This window comes from Arthrobacter sp. K410C (assembly GCF_059090105.1).
On sequence record NZ_JBNHFJ010000001.1, the window covers coordinates 991686 to 1008443 of the forward strand.

At 65.9% G+C, this 16758-nt stretch carries 23 protein-coding genes and 1 pseudogene; 14 read left to right on the top strand and 10 right to left on the bottom strand.

Annotated features, from left to right (window positions below):
* Positions 1 to 18: 18 nt before the first annotated feature.
* From AC5RU7_RS04695 to AC5RU7_RS04710, 4 genes are all read left to right on the top strand, one after another.
* Positions 19 to 1485, top strand: a complete 1467-nt coding sequence (locus AC5RU7_RS04695; protein ID WP_494051269.1) for a TrkH family potassium uptake protein — start codon at positions 19 to 21, stop codon at positions 1483 to 1485.
* Positions 1478 to 2170, top strand: a complete 693-nt coding sequence (locus tag AC5RU7_RS04700) for a potassium channel family protein (protein WP_494051270.1) — start codon at positions 1478 to 1480, stop codon at positions 2168 to 2170. The genes AC5RU7_RS04695 and AC5RU7_RS04700 overlap by 8 nt, the downstream gene beginning before the upstream one ends.
* Positions 2171 to 2286: 116 nt before the next feature.
* A complete protein-coding gene (locus AC5RU7_RS04705) occupies positions 2287 to 2487 on the top strand; it encodes a DUF2795 domain-containing protein (RefSeq protein WP_494010097.1) in 201 nt (66 codons plus the stop codon).
* A 69-nt stretch (positions 2488 to 2556) separates the two neighbouring features.
* Entirely contained in the window at positions 2557 to 3306 is a 750-nt protein-coding gene (locus AC5RU7_RS04710; RefSeq protein ID WP_494051271.1) for an ABC transporter permease, read from the top strand.
* Here AC5RU7_RS04710 and AC5RU7_RS04715 read toward each other — a convergent pair.
* The 6 genes and pseudogenes from AC5RU7_RS04715 to AC5RU7_RS04740 form a co-directional block, all read right to left on the bottom strand.
* Complete coding sequence (locus AC5RU7_RS04715; RefSeq protein WP_494051272.1) at positions 3303 to 3425, bottom strand: hypothetical protein; 123 nt, start codon at positions 3423 to 3425, stop codon at positions 3303 to 3305. The two genes, AC5RU7_RS04710 and AC5RU7_RS04715, sit on opposite strands and share 4 nt — an antisense overlap.
* Positions 3422 to 4810, bottom strand: coding sequence for a phosphoribosyltransferase family protein (locus AC5RU7_RS04720; RefSeq protein WP_494051273.1), 1389 nt, complete (start codon positions 4808 to 4810; stop codon positions 3422 to 3424). Before AC5RU7_RS04720 ends, AC5RU7_RS04715 begins: the two co-directional genes overlap by 4 nt.
* A 148-nt stretch (positions 4811 to 4958) precedes the next feature.
* The gene (locus tag AC5RU7_RS04725; RefSeq protein WP_494051274.1) at positions 4959 to 6128 is read right to left on the bottom strand and encodes a carboxylate-amine ligase; all 1170 of its coding nucleotides are present in this window, start codon (positions 6126 to 6128) and stop codon (positions 4959 to 4961) included.
* Positions 6109 to 6639, bottom strand: a complete 531-nt coding sequence (locus AC5RU7_RS04730; RefSeq protein ID WP_494051275.1) for a M20/M25/M40 family metallo-hydrolase — start codon at positions 6637 to 6639, stop codon at positions 6109 to 6111. The genes AC5RU7_RS04725 and AC5RU7_RS04730 overlap by 20 nt, the downstream gene beginning before the upstream one ends.
* Positions 6564 to 7661: pseudogene (locus tag AC5RU7_RS04735) on the bottom strand (M20/M25/M40 family metallo-hydrolase); the annotation flags it as partial. The pseudogene AC5RU7_RS04735 and the gene AC5RU7_RS04730, both read right to left, overlap by 76 nt.
* Positions 7662 to 7675: 14 nt before the next feature.
* Positions 7676 to 8047, bottom strand: coding sequence for a DUF8129 domain-containing protein (locus AC5RU7_RS04740; RefSeq protein WP_494051276.1), 372 nt, complete (start codon positions 8045 to 8047; stop codon positions 7676 to 7678).
* Between the two features lie 308 nt (positions 8048 to 8355).
* Between AC5RU7_RS04740 and AC5RU7_RS04745 the strand changes: the two genes are divergently transcribed.
* From AC5RU7_RS04745 to AC5RU7_RS04760, 4 genes are all read left to right on the top strand, one after another.
* The gene (locus AC5RU7_RS04745; RefSeq protein ID WP_494051277.1) at positions 8356 to 8640 is read left to right on the top strand and encodes a DUF1540 domain-containing protein; all 285 of its coding nucleotides are present in this window, start codon (positions 8356 to 8358) and stop codon (positions 8638 to 8640) included.
* A gap of 266 nt (positions 8641 to 8906) precedes the next feature.
* The gene (locus AC5RU7_RS04750; RefSeq protein WP_494051278.1) at positions 8907 to 9164 is read left to right on the top strand and encodes a hypothetical protein; all 258 of its coding nucleotides are present in this window, start codon (positions 8907 to 8909) and stop codon (positions 9162 to 9164) included.
* A complete protein-coding gene (locus AC5RU7_RS04755) occupies positions 9164 to 9601 on the top strand; it encodes a hypothetical protein (protein ID WP_494051279.1) in 438 nt (145 codons plus the stop codon). The genes AC5RU7_RS04750 and AC5RU7_RS04755 overlap by 1 nt, the downstream gene beginning before the upstream one ends.
* Positions 9602 to 9653: 52 nt before the next feature.
* Entirely contained in the window at positions 9654 to 9911 is a 258-nt protein-coding gene (locus AC5RU7_RS04760; RefSeq protein WP_494051280.1) for a hypothetical protein, read from the top strand.
* Between the two features lie 36 nt (positions 9912 to 9947).
* Here AC5RU7_RS04760 and AC5RU7_RS04765 read toward each other — a convergent pair whose 3' ends face one another.
* Positions 9948 to 10694 carry a GAF and ANTAR domain-containing protein gene (locus tag AC5RU7_RS04765; RefSeq protein ID WP_494051281.1) on the bottom strand — a complete coding sequence of 249 codons (747 nt, stop codon included), beginning with the start codon at positions 10692 to 10694 and terminating at the stop codon, positions 9948 to 9950.
* A 284-nt stretch (positions 10695 to 10978) separates the two neighbouring features.
* Positions 10979 to 11473, bottom strand: coding sequence for a DUF2243 domain-containing protein (locus AC5RU7_RS04770; protein ID WP_494051282.1), 495 nt, complete (start codon positions 11471 to 11473; stop codon positions 10979 to 10981).
* 220 nt (positions 11474 to 11693) lie between these two features.
* Between AC5RU7_RS04770 and AC5RU7_RS04775 the strand changes: the two genes are divergently transcribed.
* Both AC5RU7_RS04775 and AC5RU7_RS04780 read left to right on the top strand, forming a co-directional pair.
* Positions 11694 to 12842 carry a zinc-dependent alcohol dehydrogenase gene (locus AC5RU7_RS04775; protein ID WP_494051283.1) on the top strand — a complete coding sequence of 383 codons (1149 nt, stop codon included), beginning with the start codon at positions 11694 to 11696 and terminating at the stop codon, positions 12840 to 12842.
* A gap of 19 nt (positions 12843 to 12861) precedes the next feature.
* On the top strand, positions 12862 to 13443 hold the full coding sequence (locus AC5RU7_RS04780; protein ID WP_494051284.1) for a hypothetical protein: 582 nt from the start codon (positions 12862 to 12864) through the stop codon (positions 13441 to 13443).
* Positions 13444 to 13616: 173 nt separating this feature from the next.
* Here AC5RU7_RS04780 and AC5RU7_RS04785 read toward each other — a convergent pair whose 3' ends face one another.
* Positions 13617 to 13961, bottom strand: a complete 345-nt coding sequence (locus tag AC5RU7_RS04785; RefSeq protein WP_494051285.1) for a hypothetical protein — start codon at positions 13959 to 13961, stop codon at positions 13617 to 13619.
* A gap of 80 nt (positions 13962 to 14041) precedes the next feature.
* The gene (locus tag AC5RU7_RS04790) at positions 14042 to 14791 is read right to left on the bottom strand and encodes a TetR/AcrR family transcriptional regulator C-terminal domain-containing protein (RefSeq protein WP_494051286.1); all 750 of its coding nucleotides are present in this window, start codon (positions 14789 to 14791) and stop codon (positions 14042 to 14044) included.
* Positions 14792 to 15173: 382 nt separating this feature from the next.
* Between AC5RU7_RS04790 and AC5RU7_RS04795 the strand changes: the two genes are divergently transcribed.
* From AC5RU7_RS04795 to AC5RU7_RS04810, 4 genes are all read left to right on the top strand, one after another.
* Positions 15174 to 15425, top strand: a complete 252-nt coding sequence (locus AC5RU7_RS04795) for a hypothetical protein (protein WP_494051287.1) — start codon at positions 15174 to 15176, stop codon at positions 15423 to 15425.
* Positions 15426 to 15763: 338 nt separating this feature from the next.
* Positions 15764 to 15904, top strand: coding sequence for a hypothetical protein (locus tag AC5RU7_RS04800; RefSeq protein WP_494051288.1), 141 nt, complete (start codon positions 15764 to 15766; stop codon positions 15902 to 15904).
* A gap of 30 nt (positions 15905 to 15934) precedes the next feature.
* The gene (locus AC5RU7_RS04805; RefSeq protein ID WP_494051289.1) at positions 15935 to 16171 is read left to right on the top strand and encodes a hypothetical protein; all 237 of its coding nucleotides are present in this window, start codon (positions 15935 to 15937) and stop codon (positions 16169 to 16171) included.
* 2 nt (positions 16172 to 16173) lie between these two features.
* Positions 16174 to 16506: an ANTAR domain-containing protein gene (locus AC5RU7_RS04810; protein WP_494051290.1), complete on the top strand. Its 333-nt coding sequence runs from the start codon at positions 16174 to 16176 to the stop codon at positions 16504 to 16506.
* Positions 16507 to 16758 lie beyond the last annotated feature (252 nt).

Below are 16758 nucleotides of genomic sequence, written 5' to 3' on the forward strand. Positions count from 1 at the left end.
GGTGGTACGGTGACGCCTATGCATTTGAAGGCCTACCAGCGCGGCCCCACGCCACCGCACCGGAGGCGAAAACCAAGCCTAATTCTTGCTGGCTACAGCCGCTCTGTCGCAGCCTTCCAGAACCAGCAGCTCTCCACCCTGCAAAAGCTCGTGCGGCGCCTGCTGCCTCGGCACCCTGCCCAGCTCATCGTCCTCGGGTTTGCGCTAGTTATCGCCGTTGGAACCGGGCTGTTGATGCTGCCGATCGCGAGGAACGGCGGCGGCGGCGCATCCTTCCTGGAGGCCCTGTTCACCGCGACGTCGGCCGTTTGCGTGACGGGACTGGTGACCGTGGACACCCCGGTGTTCTGGAGCGGCTTCGGGCAAGTGGTGATCCTGGCCCTGATCCAGGTGGGTGGTTTCGGCGTGATGTCCTTCGGCACCCTGCTGGGCGTCCTGACCGCCCGGCGGCTGGGCCTGCGCTCCAAAATGCTGGCCGCCGCGGAAACCAAGAGCGCCGGCTTCGGCGACGTCCGCCGGGTCCTGCTGGGTGTCTTCATCATCACCCTGCTCGTTGAGGTCACGCTGGCCCTGGTGCTGATGCTGCGGTTCCTGCTCAGCTACGGCTACTCCCCCGGCGAGGCACTGTGGCACGGGGTGTTCCACTCGATCTCCGCCTTCAACAATGCCGGGTTTGCGCTGTACTCGGACAATCTCATGGGGTTCGTGAGCGATCCCTGGGTATGCCTGCCCATTGCCGCGGCCGTGATCATCGGCGGCCTTGGGTTCCCCGTCCTGTTCGAACTGCGCCGCCAGTTCCGCCAGCCCGTCTTCTGGAGCATGCACACCAAGCTGGTATTGCTGGGCAGCGCTGTCCTCCTGGTTGGCGGCACGGTGTTCCTGACGGCCGCGGAGTGGACAAATTCCGCCACGCTGGGTGCGCTGCCTCCCGGTGAGCGGGTCCTGGGCGGGTTCTTCCAGTCCACAATCACCCGCACCGCGGGATTCAACAGCATTGACATCAGCCAGATGCACCCGGTGTCCTGGCTGGGCATGGACATCCTGATGTTCATTGGCGGCGGCCCGGCCGGGACGGCGGGCGGCCTCAAGATCACCACGTTCGCCGTCCTGTTCTTCATCATGGCCACCGAACTGCGCGGCGGCACGGCGGTGAACATCTTCGGCAAACGCCTCTCCCGGGCCGTCCACCGCCAGGCCATTACCGTGGTCCTGCTGGCCATCGCCCTCATCACGGCGTCCACGATGTTCCTGATGCTCATCACCGACTTCGGCCAGGAACGGATCCTCTTCGAGGTGGTCTCCGCCTTCGCCACGGTGGGGCTCTCCACCGGCATCACGGCGGGAATGCCCCCGGCAGGCCAGGTGGTGCTGATCTTGCTCATGTTCATCGGCCGCCTGGGTCCCGTCACGCTCGGCACCGCCCTGGCTCTCCGCAGCCGCCCCATCATGTACGAATACCCGAAGGAAAGGCCCCTCATTGGCTAAGGACATGTTTTCCCGGCGAGCAGGACGCGCCGCCCAGGCCGACTCCGTGGCAGTGATCGGGCTGGGCCGGTTCGGCGGGTCACTGGCGCTGGAGCTGGAAGCGCAGGGCACGGAGGTGCTGGGCATCGACAGCAACGAGGAGATCGTGCAGTCCTACAACGGCGTCCTCACGCACGTGGTCCGCGCCGACTCCACCAAGGAGGCTGTGCTGCGGCAGCTGTCAGTCCACGAGTTCGACAGGGTAGTGGTGGGCATCGGCACGGACCTTGAGGCCAGCATCCTGACCACCTCCCGGCTGCTCACCTTCAAGCATCCGCAGATCTGGGCCAAGGCCATCAGCGAACCGCACGCCGAAATCCTGGCCCAGCTCGGCGTCGAGAACGTGATCCGGCCCGAGCACGACATGGGGAAGCGGGTGGCGCACCTGGTCCGCGGCTCAATCCTGGACTACGTGGAATTCGAGGACGACTTCGTGATGATCCGCACCCAGCCGCCTCTGGTTGCCCGGGACCGGCCGCTCGGTGTCCTCGGCCTCCGCGACCAGTACGGGATCACCATCGTGGCCGTGAAGCGGCCCGGCGGGACCTGGACGCACACCACCGCCCAGACCGTCCTGTACGACGACGACCAGATCATTGTGCAGGGTCCCAAAAACCTGGCGGAGGGGTTCAGCCAGCAGGCCTAGGATCCACCCGCACCCGTTCCCACCGGGAGCAGTCGCGGCTACGATGAAGCCGTCCGCGCCCGCCTCCTGCCGGGGGCGGTGCGCGGATTCAGAGCCGGCACGAGAAAGGAAACCCGATGGCCGACACCCCAAACCCGATCCAGATCCAGAAGTTCCTCGGCGGCGTGGACTATCCCGCCAAGCGTGACGCCCTGCTGTCCAGGGCGAAGGACTCGGGCGCCGACAGCAACGTGATCCAGGCACTCGAAGCTATTCCGGACAAGGAATACGACAGCCCCACGGCCGTCAGCTCCGCAATCTCCGACAGCAACTCCTAAAGCGTCACCGGGCGGGGACAGGGCCTGTCGTACAGCGCCTGTCCCTGCCGGCCCGCCTAAGCTGGCAGCATGCCTGACCTTGCCGCCCTGGTGCCCACACTCGTGGCCCTCGCCCTCCTGGTGGCACTCACGGTGGGCGTCCTGTGGGGCTCGCGGACGCCGTCGTACGCTGCTCCCGCTGCCGCCATCCTCCGCGGGGCGGCCCAACTGGCGCTCATCAGCCTGGTCCTGGGCGGCATCATCACCGATCCCTTCTGGGTGGGGGCGGCGCTGCTGGTCATGTTCACCGTGGCCGCGGTGACGGCCACCCGCCGGCTGGCGTGGTCCTGGCACCGGTTCGTGGTGGTGTCCGCCACCATGGCGACCGGCGTCCTGGTGACCCTCGGCGTGGTGTTCGGCACCGGTGCCATCGAATTCGCGCCGCGGTACGTCCTGGCCGTCGGCGGCATCGTGATCGGCAACTGCATGACCATCGCCGTCCTGGCCGGGCGCAGGTTCTATGAGGCGGTGCGGGAGCAGTGGGACGAGGTGGAGGGCTGGCTGGCGCTCGGCGCAACGCCCGGCCGGGCTACGCTCAGGCAGGCCCGCGATTCCGTGCACGCAGCGCTGATCCCGTCGACTGACCAGACCAAAACCACCGGCCTGGTGACCCTGCCCGGCGCCTTTGTGGGCGCCATCTTCGGCGGCGCCTCACCCCTTGAGGCCGGCCGCTTCCAGGTGGTGGTGCTGGCGTCCATCCTGGCAGCCGGGTCGCTGACCGCCGTCGCTCTGATGCGATCCCTGCGCTCCCTGAAGGTGCGCCCGGAAGCGCTCGCCTAAGAACTCCTGCAGGGCCCGACCAGCCCGCCGAGGTCGGCGGCGGTGTCCAGGGGACGGGCCAGGATCTCGTCCAGCTCCCGTCCCCGGCCGGCGTCCTCATCGCCGCTCCCACCGGTCATTGCTGGACCTCCCGCCTGGAGCTTCCGTCCGATGAAGCGAGCAGGTACTGGCTGAACCATCCCGCGGCCAGTTCGGCAGCCCTGGCCAGGGTTCCGGGCTCCTCGAATAGATGGCTGGCTCCCGGCACGATTTCCAGCCGCGTGGTGGCCCGCATCAGGGACTGGGCCTCCCGGTTGAGGGCAAGCACCTGGGGATCGGAGCCGCCCACGATCAGCAGCGTGGGGGCACGCACGGCGGCGAGCCGCGTCCCGGCAAGGTCCGGCCGGCCGCCCCTGGACACCACGGCTGCTATCTCGGCGTCCGGTTCGGCGGCTGCCCACAGCGCGGCGCCGGCCCCCGTGCTCGCCCCGAAGTAGCCGATCCGGCCATGCCAGCCGTCCTGCCGCGATTCCACCCACCGGGTGGCAGAGCGGAGCCGCCGGGCCAGCAGGGCGATATCAAACACGTTGCTCCGGTCCACTTCCTCCGCCGGCGTGAGAAGGTCAAGCAGCAGCGTGCCCAGTCCGGCATCATGGAGGACTGACGCCACATACCGGTTGCGCGGACTGTGCCGGCTGCTTCCGCTGCCGTGGGCGAAAATGACCATGCCTTCACACCCGGGAGGCCGGTGGAGGCTGCCACTCAGCCGGACTGCGTTGGCCGGGATCTCGACTTCTTCCTCGGCCCCTTCACCCCGCACGAAGCCCTCCTGCCCTGATTCACCCTGCACCCTGCCCTCCTGCCCTGTATTTCCGCGGACCCTGCGAAGCCGGCGTTCGGCGTCGTCCAGCAACCGGACCACCTCTTCGTCCCCGGTGGCCGAGAAGTCGTCGTAGTAGTGGCCCACGGCCCGGAAGTTCCGCGGGGTAGCCAGGCAGACGACGTCGTCCGCTTCCGTCAGCAAGGGAATGGCACGGGCCGGGGCCACCGGCACAGCCAGGACCACCCGCGCCGCGCCAAGCTGACGGGCGATCTGGCAGGCGACCCGCGCCGTGGAACCGGTGGCGATTCCGTCGTCCACCACAACGGCCGTGCGACCGTGGAGGTCGGTGCGCGGCCGGCCCTGCCGGTACCGCGCAGTCCGGTCCTCCAACAGTCCGCGTTCCCCGCTTTCGACGCCGGCCAGGTCCTCGTCCGTGACGCGGGCCAGGGAGAGGACGCGCTCATCCAGGACCCGGGCGCCGCCCTCCCCGATGGCGCCCATGGCCACTTCCGGCTGGAACGGAACCCCCAGTTTCCGGACCATGACCACATCCAGCGGCGCGTCGAGGGCTTTTGCCACCTCGAACGCCACCGGAACTCCGCCGCGGGGCAATCCCAGCACCACCACGTCCCGGCCCCGCAGTCCGGCCAGGCGCTGCCCAAGCCGCCGGCCGGCGTCGGCCCTGTCAAGGAACTCGACCATTGCCGCGTCCTCCCGGGAAAAGCCTCCCTGCTAGTTAACCTCCCGCGGGCGGTCCGCCCGCAATTCCAGTCAACGCCCGGGCAGCACCGCCTTCTAGGGCAGAAAGACCCAAGTCTGCTGACGCCGCACCCGTTCCGCTCCAGAATTCCTAGGCGCCGCCCGCTGCGACCCCCACCGTGCAGTTGGCGGCGTCGTCCACCACGTCCTCGAGGTCGCCGGTGCGGTGCAGCACCTCGAGTTGCCGGACGGCGCCGGTGCCCACATGCAGCAGGTTGTCCGTCAGCTCCTCCACCCGCTGCAGGTCCCCAATGTCCTCCAGTGCAGGGCGGATATGGTTCAGCAGGGAATTGACGACGGCGAGCGCCGGCGCAGGCCTGCTGGTCACCGGATCCAGGAGTTCCCCGCGCAGTCCCCAGCGACTGGCCTTCCAGCCGGCCAGCCGCAGCAGCGCCGTGGGCACGGCCACCGGTTCGACGCCGGCCCGCCACTCCCGCGCGGCCGTTTCCACCAGTCCCCGGGAGATCCCGGCGAGCAGCACCGTGTTCTCCGGCCGCAGGCAGACATCGGCGAGCCGGACCTCCACCGTGGGGTAGTGCCGGGAGAGCCGGGCGTCGAAGTAGATCATGCCCTCGTCCAACGCGACGCCGGTGTCCACCATGTCATGCACCAGCTGGTAGTAGGCGTCCGGTGTCCGCAGGATTTCCAGCGGCCCGGCGGACGGCCAGCGGTTCCACACCTGCGACCGGTAGCTGGCGTAGCCGGTGTCCTGCCCGTGCCAGAAGGGCGAGTTTGCGCTGAGCGCGGTCAGCACCGGCAGCCAGTTCCGGATCCTGTCCAGCACCCCCACGCCCTCCTCCGGTGATTCGATCGAGACGTGGATGTGGCAGCCGCAGGTGAGCTGTTCCCGTGCGGTCAGCCCGTACTCCTCCGCCATGGCTGCGAAGCGCCGCAGCTTCACCGGGTGCGGGTCGCAGGGCAGCGGCGAGGTGCCCAGTGCGGCCACCCGCACCCCCACGTCCTCCCCCGCCTGGTGCGCGATGGCCCGGCCGGCCACGATGTCGGCCTCCAGGGCAGCCATGGTGGAATGCGGCGGGGTGACCACCTCGATCATTTCCTGCTGGAATTCGGCTGTCAGGACGGGACCGGCACTGGACTCGAGCGGCCGGACATACAGATCCAGGAGCGCCCCCGCCATCGGCACGGCGTCCCCGCTGCCCGGGTCCACCAGGAGCAGTTCCTCCTCCACACCGAAGGTCCTGACGTTCCCGCCGCTGCCCGTGCCCGGACCGCCGGTGCCGTTATTCGGAAAGGTGTCCATCGCCGTCGTCCTTTACTCGTTGCATCCTTGCAAGTTCGTCCCAGAAACAGGCCAGCGTCACGGCGCCGTTCTCCAGGACGTCCAGGCTGACGCTCTCGTCGCTGTCATGCCAGTGGTCCTCCACAAGCCCGGTTCCGAAAAACAGCACCGGCGCATGGAGCACGCGGGACAGAAGCTCGGCTGGCCCTCCGCCCGCGTTGCCCATCCTGCCTACGCTGCCGGACCCGAAGCCCCGCGCCATGGCCCGCTCCAGCGCGTGAACTGCGGGGTGGTCCGGGGTCCGGTACGGCTCCTGCGCCGTTTCAAGGTCCGGGGTCAGCCGGTGGTGGAAGGCGCCGCTGATGGTGGCGTCCACCCATTGCCGCAGCAGTCGGCCACCTTCTCCACCCGCTGGCCGGGCACGGTGCGGAAGCTGAGGTCCGCGGCGGCGACGGCCGGCACGGCAGCGCGGGAGACTTCCCCGGGATCGCCGGCAACCAGGGAGGTGACCTCGACGGCGGGCCGCAGCCACAGCCGTTCCAGCACCGTGTAGCCCTCCTCCCCTGTAATGGCGCCGCTCTCGGAATGCGCGAGCCAGTCCTCGTCGCTGTACGGAAGGTCCGCAACAGCCTGCCGCAGGTCTGCTGGCAGCGGCTCCACGTCGTCGTAAAACCCCGGGATGGCGATCCGGCCGTCCTCGTCGTGCAGCTGCGCCAGCAGCCGGCTCAGTTCGAACACCGGATTCGGGGCGTTGCCTGAGACGGCTCCGCTGTGGACGTCGCGCTCGGGGCCGAACACCTCCAGCTGCGCGCTGAGCATTCCGCGCAGGCCCACGCACAGGGCGGGGTGGTCTTCGCGCCAGAGCAGGGTGTCGGAGAAAAGCACGACGTCGGCCTGGAACGTTTCCGTCTGTTCCTCCAGGAGCTTGGCCAGGTTCGGGGAGCCGCCTTCCTCCTCGCCCTCGACGAGGAATTTCAGGTTGACGGCGGGCACGGGACCTGCCTGTTGGGGGAAAGTGGGGTGAGCGTGCGTTTCGGTTTTTGCCGCCACAAGTGAGCGGGCGTTGGGGTTTTGGGCGCCGGAAGTGAGAGAGCGTTGGTGGAGGTGGGCGCGGACTCCCTCGAGGTGGGCCAGGACCTGGCCCTTGGCATCCGAGCTTCCCCGGCCGTACAGCCTGCCCTCGCGCACCGCCGGCTGGAACGGTGCCGTCTGGTTCCAGTTGTCCGGCTTCACGGCACGGACGTCGTGGTGGCTGTAGACCAGGACGGTCGGAGCGCCGGGGGCCGCACACCACTCCGCGTACACCGCGTGCGAGTCCCCCGTGGGTTGCACCTCGACAACAGGGAAGCCGATGTCCCGGAACGCGGCGGCCAGCCAGTTGGCCGAGCGGAGCAGGTCCTTGGTGTGCCCGGGTTCCCCCAATATTCCCGGGACTTGCACCCACTCGGCCAACTGACGCTTCAGGTCTGCCCGCCGGGAGTGGACATAGGCGTGCGGGTCCGCGCCGCCGTCGTCCGTTGAGGCAGCGGCGGCGGGGCTGTCCTGCCTGTCCATGCCCGCTCCTCAGGTCATGACCGCGGCTGCGCCGGGTTCGTGGGGTCACCGTGGGAGGGCGGGTTGACCGGCGGACCGGGCACCGATGTGGGCTGCTGCGCGGGCGCGGCACCTGGTGTCACTTCCGGGGTACTAGGCGCCTGTGGCCCGCTCGGCTCCGCACCCGCCTGCAGGTCCTGCAGCCTCTTCTCCAGGACTTGCAGGACAGGCAGCCGGTTCCCGTGCTCCTTCTCGTAGCCGATCAGCTGCGCCACGTCGGCTTCCGCCAAACCCGTGATGCGCGTGGGAAGCGTCCCCAAAGGCAGATGGTCGTAGTCCGGCAGGGCCAGGTCCTTGTGTTCAGGGACGCTTTGCCCGGGGACATTGTGCTCAGGAATGTCATTCATCTTGGCTTTTCTTCCAATCTCTTCGCTACCCGTATGCTGGCCAGTCCGCCGGCTGCAGCGGCGGACGGAAGTGATGACGGACTCTGCTTACCGCCGAAGAGAACAACATAATAAGCACCCTTATCAATCCGCGGAAAGGGTCAGCGCCTCCCGTTTTTCCGGGACGGGAAGGCCTCTGCGTGGCTTCCACAGGCCGGAAGGCTGGAAATTAGCGAACATTATTGGGTCTTTTTGATTGGTTCCGGCGGGCTTACGGTAGACGCACGAGGGCCGCCTATCCCGGGCGGCCGGCCAAGGAGGACTTTCCAATGACAACGCACGTCGCGGACTGCAGCGTAACGAACTGTTCCTTTAACGACCACACCAACTGCAACGCAGCCGCCATCACCGTGGGCGGCGCCGAAAACCACGCGCACTGCGCCACGTTCATTGAAACCGGAGTTCACGGCGGCCTTCCCAAGGTCCTGGCCGACGTCGGAGCCTGCCAGCGCAGCGAATGCATCCACAACGACCACCTGATGTGCAAGGCGCCTGAGGTGCACGTCGGCCCCGGCCGGGACAACGCCGACTGCCTGACGTACTCGCACGCGTAGCCAGCACACCTGAAGGATCCGGAGCACCCGGGACGGCAACGCCCCCGGGTGCTCCGTCGTGTCCGGGCGGGGATTTTCCCTCCCACGGGCACCCCCTGCCGTCCCGCCGTCGTACGCCAAGCCCTGTACTTCCCTCCCGATCACCGGTACATTCGGAACTGTGACGGGCGTCATGGCCCGCCCTCCCCGGCCCATCTGCACAGGCCCCGGGAGTAGCTGCTGCAGTCCAACGGCGGCGTATGATGCAGGAGCGGAAGGGCCCCATCGTGGCAGCCTCGCATTTCGAACAGTTCCTTGAAGAAGCAACCATCTTTGATCCTTCCAGCGATACGATGCTGGGCCCTGACTGCCTGTACGGCCTGTACATCAGCTGGGCAAACCTGCACGGATTCACTCCTAAATCGGATCAGGCCTTCCGGGCCGGGATGCACCGGTGCGGAGTGGACATCCACGATTCCCGGCTGCACATGACCGGCCCCGCCGCAGCGGACTACATCCTTTACAGCTACCCGGCCGTGGCTTGATGCCCACCCCTGCGAACGGCTACCGGGACGCACCGCAGTTCCGGCCCGGCCCGCTGGCATGCCGGCGGTGCGGCCATGACCACTACCTGGAGATCACCTCGATTGATGCGCTTCCCGCGGATTCTGCATCCCGTGCCGCCCTGGTAGAGGTGTCCTTCCGGTGCACCGGCTGCGGTATGCCTTTCACCCAGGCGGCTGACGTCACGGAGGTGGCACGGATCCTGAACCGGGCCGGCAGCACTCCCAACGTACTGGCGTTCGGGGGACATTACATCCACTGCGGACAGCCCATGCGGGCCGCCGGAGCGGAGGTCCGCAGCATCCACAGCACCTACAACGAGCGGCGGCTGCCTGAGACGCTGGGCGTGTACCTGGCCACCCGGGTGCTGCGCTGCGTGTGCGGTTTCCAGATGGAGATCCCGGACCAGAGCCTTTGAAGCCAGTGAAAGGCTGATCCATAAGGCGACGCCGGAACAGTGAGGGGAAATTGTGGGCTTCGACATGCATGAGCCGGAACAGCGCAGCCGGCTCATGGAGGTTCTGCAGGCAGCCGACATCACCATCAGTGAACTGTGGCTGCAGTATTTTGGCATGACCGGTTCGGCCGGCGAGTACGAGGTCCAGGCCTACGTGGAAGGCATGCTGTCCCTGCCCGCCACCGAACGCGACCTGCTGGCGATGGCGGCAAACGAGATGGTGGCCGGGACCCCGTCACTGCACGCCCCCTACGCGGACGAGGTGTCTTGAGTTACCCCGCTGACAGCCCGGGGCCCGCCGGTGCCCTCAGGCATCAAAGTGAGTGTAGACCATCTCATTGCTGATGGATGCAAGTACGGCCGCAGCCACATCCCTCAGCTTGATGTTGCGGCTGCTCGACGCCTTCTTGAGGATGTCCATTGCAACCTCCTGGCTGCACCTGTTCTCGGCCATGATGACGCCGGCGGCGAGATCGATGGTGGTCCGGGATTTCATGGCCTCGGTGAGGTCGTTGCTGTTGTCAGTGAGTTGCGCGATCCGCAGTGCCAGGCGCAGGGACGTACTGGCATGCAGGGCGAAGTCCTCGGCCCGGCGGATGGCCTCGTCCGAGAACGCATGGCTTCCCTCGGCATAGAGGTTCAGCGCTGCCTTGGCCCCGCCCTCGGCGAGGAAAGGTACGGCGAGGACGGAGTTGATTTTGTCGTCGCCTATCGCCGCGACATAGTCCGGCCAGCGCCCGTCATTCACAAGGTCCGGGACGTGCACGGTGACGCCCTCCCGGATGGACGTCAAGCAGGGCCCGTCCTTGGATTGGTACTGCACCTCGTCCATTGCCCTTGCCCGGTCGTCGCTGCTGGCGACTGTGGTGGGCTTCTTGTGGCGCACGAGGGTAATTCCGCAGCTGACAACGGAGTCCGGGGCTGACAGGTCGTTGGCCGCGAAGACGGCAAGATCGTGCAGGAAGTCCTCCACCTGGGAACTGGCAAGCACAAACTCGCCCAGGCGGCCGTGTCCCGCATCCCACATCAGTTCTTCGGCCACGGCGGGCCCCATTCCTGGTAGTTCCTTGCACTCGCACCCTGCCCTGGCACAAGGCGCGAACCATGCTGCCCAAGAGAGGGAAAGAGAGAGCCTTTCCCCCAAGACTACGCCCGAAATCCACCCCCTCACCCCCCGAGTTTTTGTCCAGATATGGCGACTTCCGGACCACTGAAGTCGCCATATCTGGACAAAAACTCTTCTCGCTCCGCTTCACGCCCGCCTCCCGGGGCGGCACCCAGGCCGGCCCGCCGCCGTCGTAATTTCTGCGACCCACGGATTGAGATGCGCGTGGCCAGCTAGTCTTGGCGCTGCCTGCCGTTCCGGTACAAAAACCAGCCGACGGCGGCCAGCACCACGCTCAGGCCCAGGAACCCCAGGTCCCACGCAAGGGGCCCGCCCAGATCGTCACGGACATGGTGGATGCCGAGCAGCTGGTGGTTGACCAGGCCCTCCACCACGTTGAACACGCCCCAGCCGGCGAGGGCCAGCCCGGTGTGGAACCTCCAGCTCGGGGACAGGCGCCCCTGCCGCCGAGCCCGGATGGCCAACACGGCGGCGGCCACCACCAGCACCCACATGGCGCTGTGGAAGAACCCGTCCGCCAGCGTGTTCAGCTCCAGCCCGGCCACGGTTTTGGTGTTGCCGGGCTCGGTGTGGCTGAGCATGTGGTGCCACTGCAGCAGCTGGTGCAGCACGATTCCGTCCACGAAGCCGCCCACGCCCATCCCGAACACGAACGCGGGTGCCGCAGCCGCTGATGCGGTGCGCTGGACGGTGGTCTCTCGTGACATATCCCTGTTCCCCCTCGGTAAGGTGCCCTGTCCACCTAGTCCCTACCCCCCGTCGTACGCGCTAACCGGCGCGGACCTCCCAAAGTCCACCGCTGAAAGGACCTTGACCACCTGCACCGGAGATGGAAGCCTGTGAAGCACTGCGGTGGGACCTCGAGCCAAGGGGCGGCTCCTGCATGACGGGACCTTCCCACTGCCAGCCAACATTGAGGCGGCACCCTTGCGAGCAATGGTTTACCGCGGCCCATACAAAATCCGGGTCGAGGAAAAAGACATCCCCAAAGTCGAGCACCCCAACGATGCGATCGTGCGGGTCAGCATCGGCGCCATCTGCGGCTCCGACCTGCACCTCTATCACGGCATGATGCCGGACACGCGGGTGGGCATGACGTTCGGGCATGAGTTCGTGGGCGTGGTGCACGAAGTGGGTTCCTCGGTGCAGAACCTGACGGTGGGCGATCGCGTGATGGTCCCGTTCAACGTGTACTGCGGGTCCTGCTACTTCTGCTCCCGCGGGCTGTATTCAAACTGCCATAACGTGAACCCGAACGCGACGGCGGTGGGCGGCATCTACGGCTACTCCCACACCTGCGGCGGCTACGACGGCGGCCAGGCCGAGTTCGTGCGGGTCCCCTTTGCGGACGTGGGGCCCTCGAAGATTCCCGACTGGATGGACGAAGAGGACGCGGTCCTGCTCACCGACGCCCTGCCCACCGGCTACTTCGGCGCCCAACTGGGCGACATCGTCGAAGGCGACACGGTGGCGGTGTTCGGCGCCGGGCCCGTGGGTCTGTTCGCCGCCAAGTCCGCCTGGCTTATGGGCGCCGGCCGGGTGATCGTCATCGACCACCTGGAATACCGGCTGGAGAAGGCCCGGACCTTCGCGCACGCCGAGACGTACAACTTCGCGGAGTACGACGACATTGTGGTGCACCTGAAGAAAGCCACCGACTACCTGGGCGCCGACGTCGTGATTGATGCGGTGGGGGCCGAGGCGGACGGCAACTTCCTCCAGCACGTGACCGGCACCAAGCTGAAGCTGCAGGGCGGATCCCCCATTGCACTCAACTGGGCCATCGATTCCGTCCGCAAGGGCGGCACCGTGTCCGTGGTGGGCGCGTACGGGCCGATTTTCAGTGCTGTGAAATTCGGTGACGCCGTAAACAAGGGGCTGACCCTGCGGATGAACCAGTGCCCGGTGAAACGGCAGTGGCCGCGTTTGTTCGAGCACATCCGGAACGGGTACCTGAAGCCCAGCGACATCGTCACCCACCGCATCCCGCTGGAACACATCGCCGAGGGGTACCACATGTTCTCCGCCAAGCTCGATGACTGCATCAAGCCCCTCATCGTCGCCACCGCGTCCTGAATGCTGAAGGGAAGAGTCCATGTCTGAGACAGCAACGCCATATATTGCCGGAAACTCCGGCGCCAGGGAAACCGCGGACGCTTTGCGGGCACGCATTCCGGGCTGGGGAGCGGACCTAAACCCGGCGGACCGGCCGTCCTACCCCCGCGAACAGCCCGGCATCCAAACCGGGGCGCACTGGGACTTTCCGGAACGGCAGCCGGAGTCCTGGCCCCGGGAGCGGTCCATTGAGCATGCCATGCTCACGCCCGTGTTCGGGACTTCCACTCCTCCCAAGGGCGTCTCGGGTGCCATCCGGAAGTTTGCCTACCGGAAGTACAGCGAGGGCCGGGCCGCGCACTGGCTGCTGCTGATCGCCGCGGACCGGGTGGACGCCTGGGAGCACCACCTGAAGTCCCTGGCTTCCGCCCGGCCGGACAACCCCGTGACGGAAACGGGGGTGCTCAGCGAGTTCTCCCGGGACGGCCTGGGCTCCCGGTTGGGGAAGAAGCGGGCGGACGTGAACCACCAGTGGATCGATCCGCTATTGGTAGGCGGGCCCTGGGTGCTGGCCGGGCTGGGGGCCGCGGCCGCGGTGCGCGCGCTGACCCGCCGCCGCTAACCTCGCCGGCGCTTCTATGCTCGGCTGCCCACCTGAGGATGGCACGTCGGTTCATCCAAGGAGTGACGCTGTCGACGCCCGGACAGGAACGACGGCAACCCCTCCCGGCGGTCTTCCTTGCCGGCGGGGGGATTCTCGCATCCGGAACCTCGCGGCTGCGGGGCGGACCCGGCCTAGGTTTTTATCAGCCAACGCCGGATGATGAGTAGTTCGACGGCGGCGTCCAGCAGGTATATCTTGCTGATCCGACCTTTGGCCACGTAGATCAAGTCAATGGCTGCCAGTGTGGCAGCTGTCCCAACGCCAAGGCGCTTGGCTGTGATCACACCTTCTGCATGGGAGCTTGCACGGACTTGCTCCAGGCCAACGGTGATGAGCAGGCCTGAAACCGTTCGAACCAGCCACTTATCGGTTTTGGGTCCGCTAACCGCCTCGAAGCTGCGCATGTGCACCAGCGGCCACAGCCCGTTGATGACATTGAAGCTTCCTTGGAATCTAGCGATATCTGAAGAGCCCACTTCGATATTCCCTTCTGCTTGAATGAGGCTTTACTGCTGGAACGCGGCGCCGGAGACGGGCAGGTCGCCGCCTATGGGTCCTACCGGCCCGGAGTGCCCCGGGGTCCGCCTTCTGACACCCTGTCGGAACCGGGGGGTTGATGCACGGAAAGTTGCGAGGTGAGTCCGTTGAGCAGGATGTTGAGGCCTTGGTCCAGTTCGGCGTCGCCGTCGTAGTCGGCCAGGACCGGGCCCAGCGCCCGGAGGTGTGGGAACTGTTTTGGCGGCAGGCGATGCAGGCCCAAGCGCAGGAGCGCTTCGTTTTCTTCCGGGTCAACCACGAATTCCTGGAGTTCATTGAGGATGTGGCCGTAGAGAAAGCCGTAGTAGGCGCGGTACACGTGAAGGGCATCTGCGGGGGCGAAGCCCGCCCTTATGAGCAGCCCCAGGATTTGTTCGAGCGGGCGGATTGTCCCGAACGGGCGCAGGCCTAAAGGAGTGGAGAGTGGACGGGTAACCAACAGGGGCACGACGTTAGGATGTCGCAGGGCCAAGAGCCTCAGGTCGTGGGCGATCCGGCGCAACTGTTTCTGCCAGTCCGGGTCGTCGGGAAAGATCGCCAGTTCGTCCAACACGATTTCGGTGACCCCGTCCAGCAGGGCTGCCCGGTTGGCTGCGTGCCGGTAAAGACTCATCGGGTCGCACCCGAGTTCCTGGCCCAGCCGCCGCATGCTCAACGCGTCCAGGCCTTCGGAGTCCACCAGTTCTAGGGCTGTTCTGAGCACGATTTCCCTGCTTAGCCGCGCCTTCCGCGGCGCTGACCTTGTGGCGGGGTTCTTGGGGGAAGGCATGAAGGATCCGTCCTGCTGGTTGCGTCAGGCAAGCTTGCTTATGAGCTCGTCTACGCCTACAGTCTACAGTGTAGAGAAGTTGTTGACGTGGTTCCGATGGATCTGGGTTTGCAAGGCCACTTGGCCGCTCTCTCCACATTGGGAGACCTATGAACGCGAACATCCAGACCTGACAGCATCTTTCCGGCGTCCGCGCCCGGACCTCGAAGCGGCACCGATGCGAACGGTCGCTGCACCTCGACAAAGACTCCTTCCTTTTGTTTCACCCTGCCGGAGACCTCACGATGATCCGGCAGTTCCGCTCACTGTCCCTGTGCAAGGCGTTGAGTGAGACCGCTGTAGCCGAACGGTGGACAACTGCACCTTGTTGAAAAGAGCCGTCATGGCACATTCACAATTCGACCAGTTCCTCCAGGAAGCCACCTACTGTGACCAGGAGTCCGAGACGACTCTTGACGGGGACTCCCTTTACGGCCTGTACACCAGCTGGTGCCTGATGGCCCGCCAAACACCGCGTCCGGAAGAGACCTTTTGGGCGGCAATGCGACAGCGTGCAGGTTCTACTCAGCATCTTCGGATGAAGGGCCCTGCAGCGGCGGACTACATCCTCTCCAGCTACCAGGCCGTGGTGTAACCGGCTGTGGCCATAACCCCGAGCAGTTACGTGCCCCGCAATGAGAATCAGCCGCGGGCGATACGCCCTTGGTGCAACAGTGCAAAAGGCCCCGCTCACCGGGACAACGGATAGTTTCACTGCGGCGAGCCGACGGCATCGCCGGCGCCCCAGACAGAAACCACGGTTTAGACATTCGCCATCCATAACCCCTCCGACCCGAGGGACTCCCCCGCCGCCTGTCTCGCCACCACGGTCCTGGGCTGCCAGTGCGGCTTCCAGATGGAACTGCCCCATTGCACTCGTTAGTGCAGAACCAACATCATTCATCACCTGCCAGAAGTGAAGGTATATCGGTCATGACGGACATCAGCGACACCACTGCCCAGACAACAACTCACAATGAGGTCGAGGATCTCGATCTCACCCCCGAGGGCCTCTCCGACGCCCCCGCGCACCAGCAGGACCCTGAAAGCATCGTCCATACAGGAAACAGCTAGAACACTCACCCCAGAACGAGAAATGATCCCATGATCGCCCACGAATCAGATCATCTGCAGCCAGAACTGCTCATCGACCACCTCCAGGACCTCGTCCTAAATACCCAAGACGTGAAGGTGATGCTGGACGAACTGGCCGATTTCACCGCTCTCACACTGTCTGACCCTGCCATTGCCTTCTGCAGCATCACACTCATGCGGCAAAAGAAGCCACTGACAGTTGCCAGCAACCGTTGGTCCTGGCAGGCGAAGCGGAAGCGGGCCTGAACATGTACTCCACCCGCTCCCACGGATTTAGCGGGGAGGACATCGAAAACGTCCAGTCCTACGCCTATCACGCATCCAAAGCTCTCCTGCTGGCCGTGCGCATCAGTCAACTAACCGAATCCAAAAACCATCTGGCTGCAGCACTGGAATCACGGACCGTGATCGACCTGGCAGCCGGGGCAGTCATGGCCCAAAACCGCTGCAGCCAGGACGCGGCAATGAGAATCCTGAAGATAGCTTCCAGTACCCGCAACACCAAACTCCGTGACGTTGCAGCGTCAGTGATTGCATCCCTGGCCCAGGACCCGAAGATCCAGACGCACTTCGACGCTTAACCTGAATGCCGACAGCCCTGCTCCCAGACACGCGCGGGACCGCTTCATTCAAGACCAGCTGAAGCTCCTCGATCAACGCCGGCCGCTCCACCCAGCGCGGACGAGTCGTGGGAATGCACCCTCGAGGAGCAATTGTTTTTTCGAGTCACTCGCCAAGCAGAACGACCGGCATCACCACTGCCAGCTAGTCCCAGCCCAGCCGCTGTAGGACTCACAGGAGTCTTTGTCCAGATATGGCGACTTTCGGGCCTC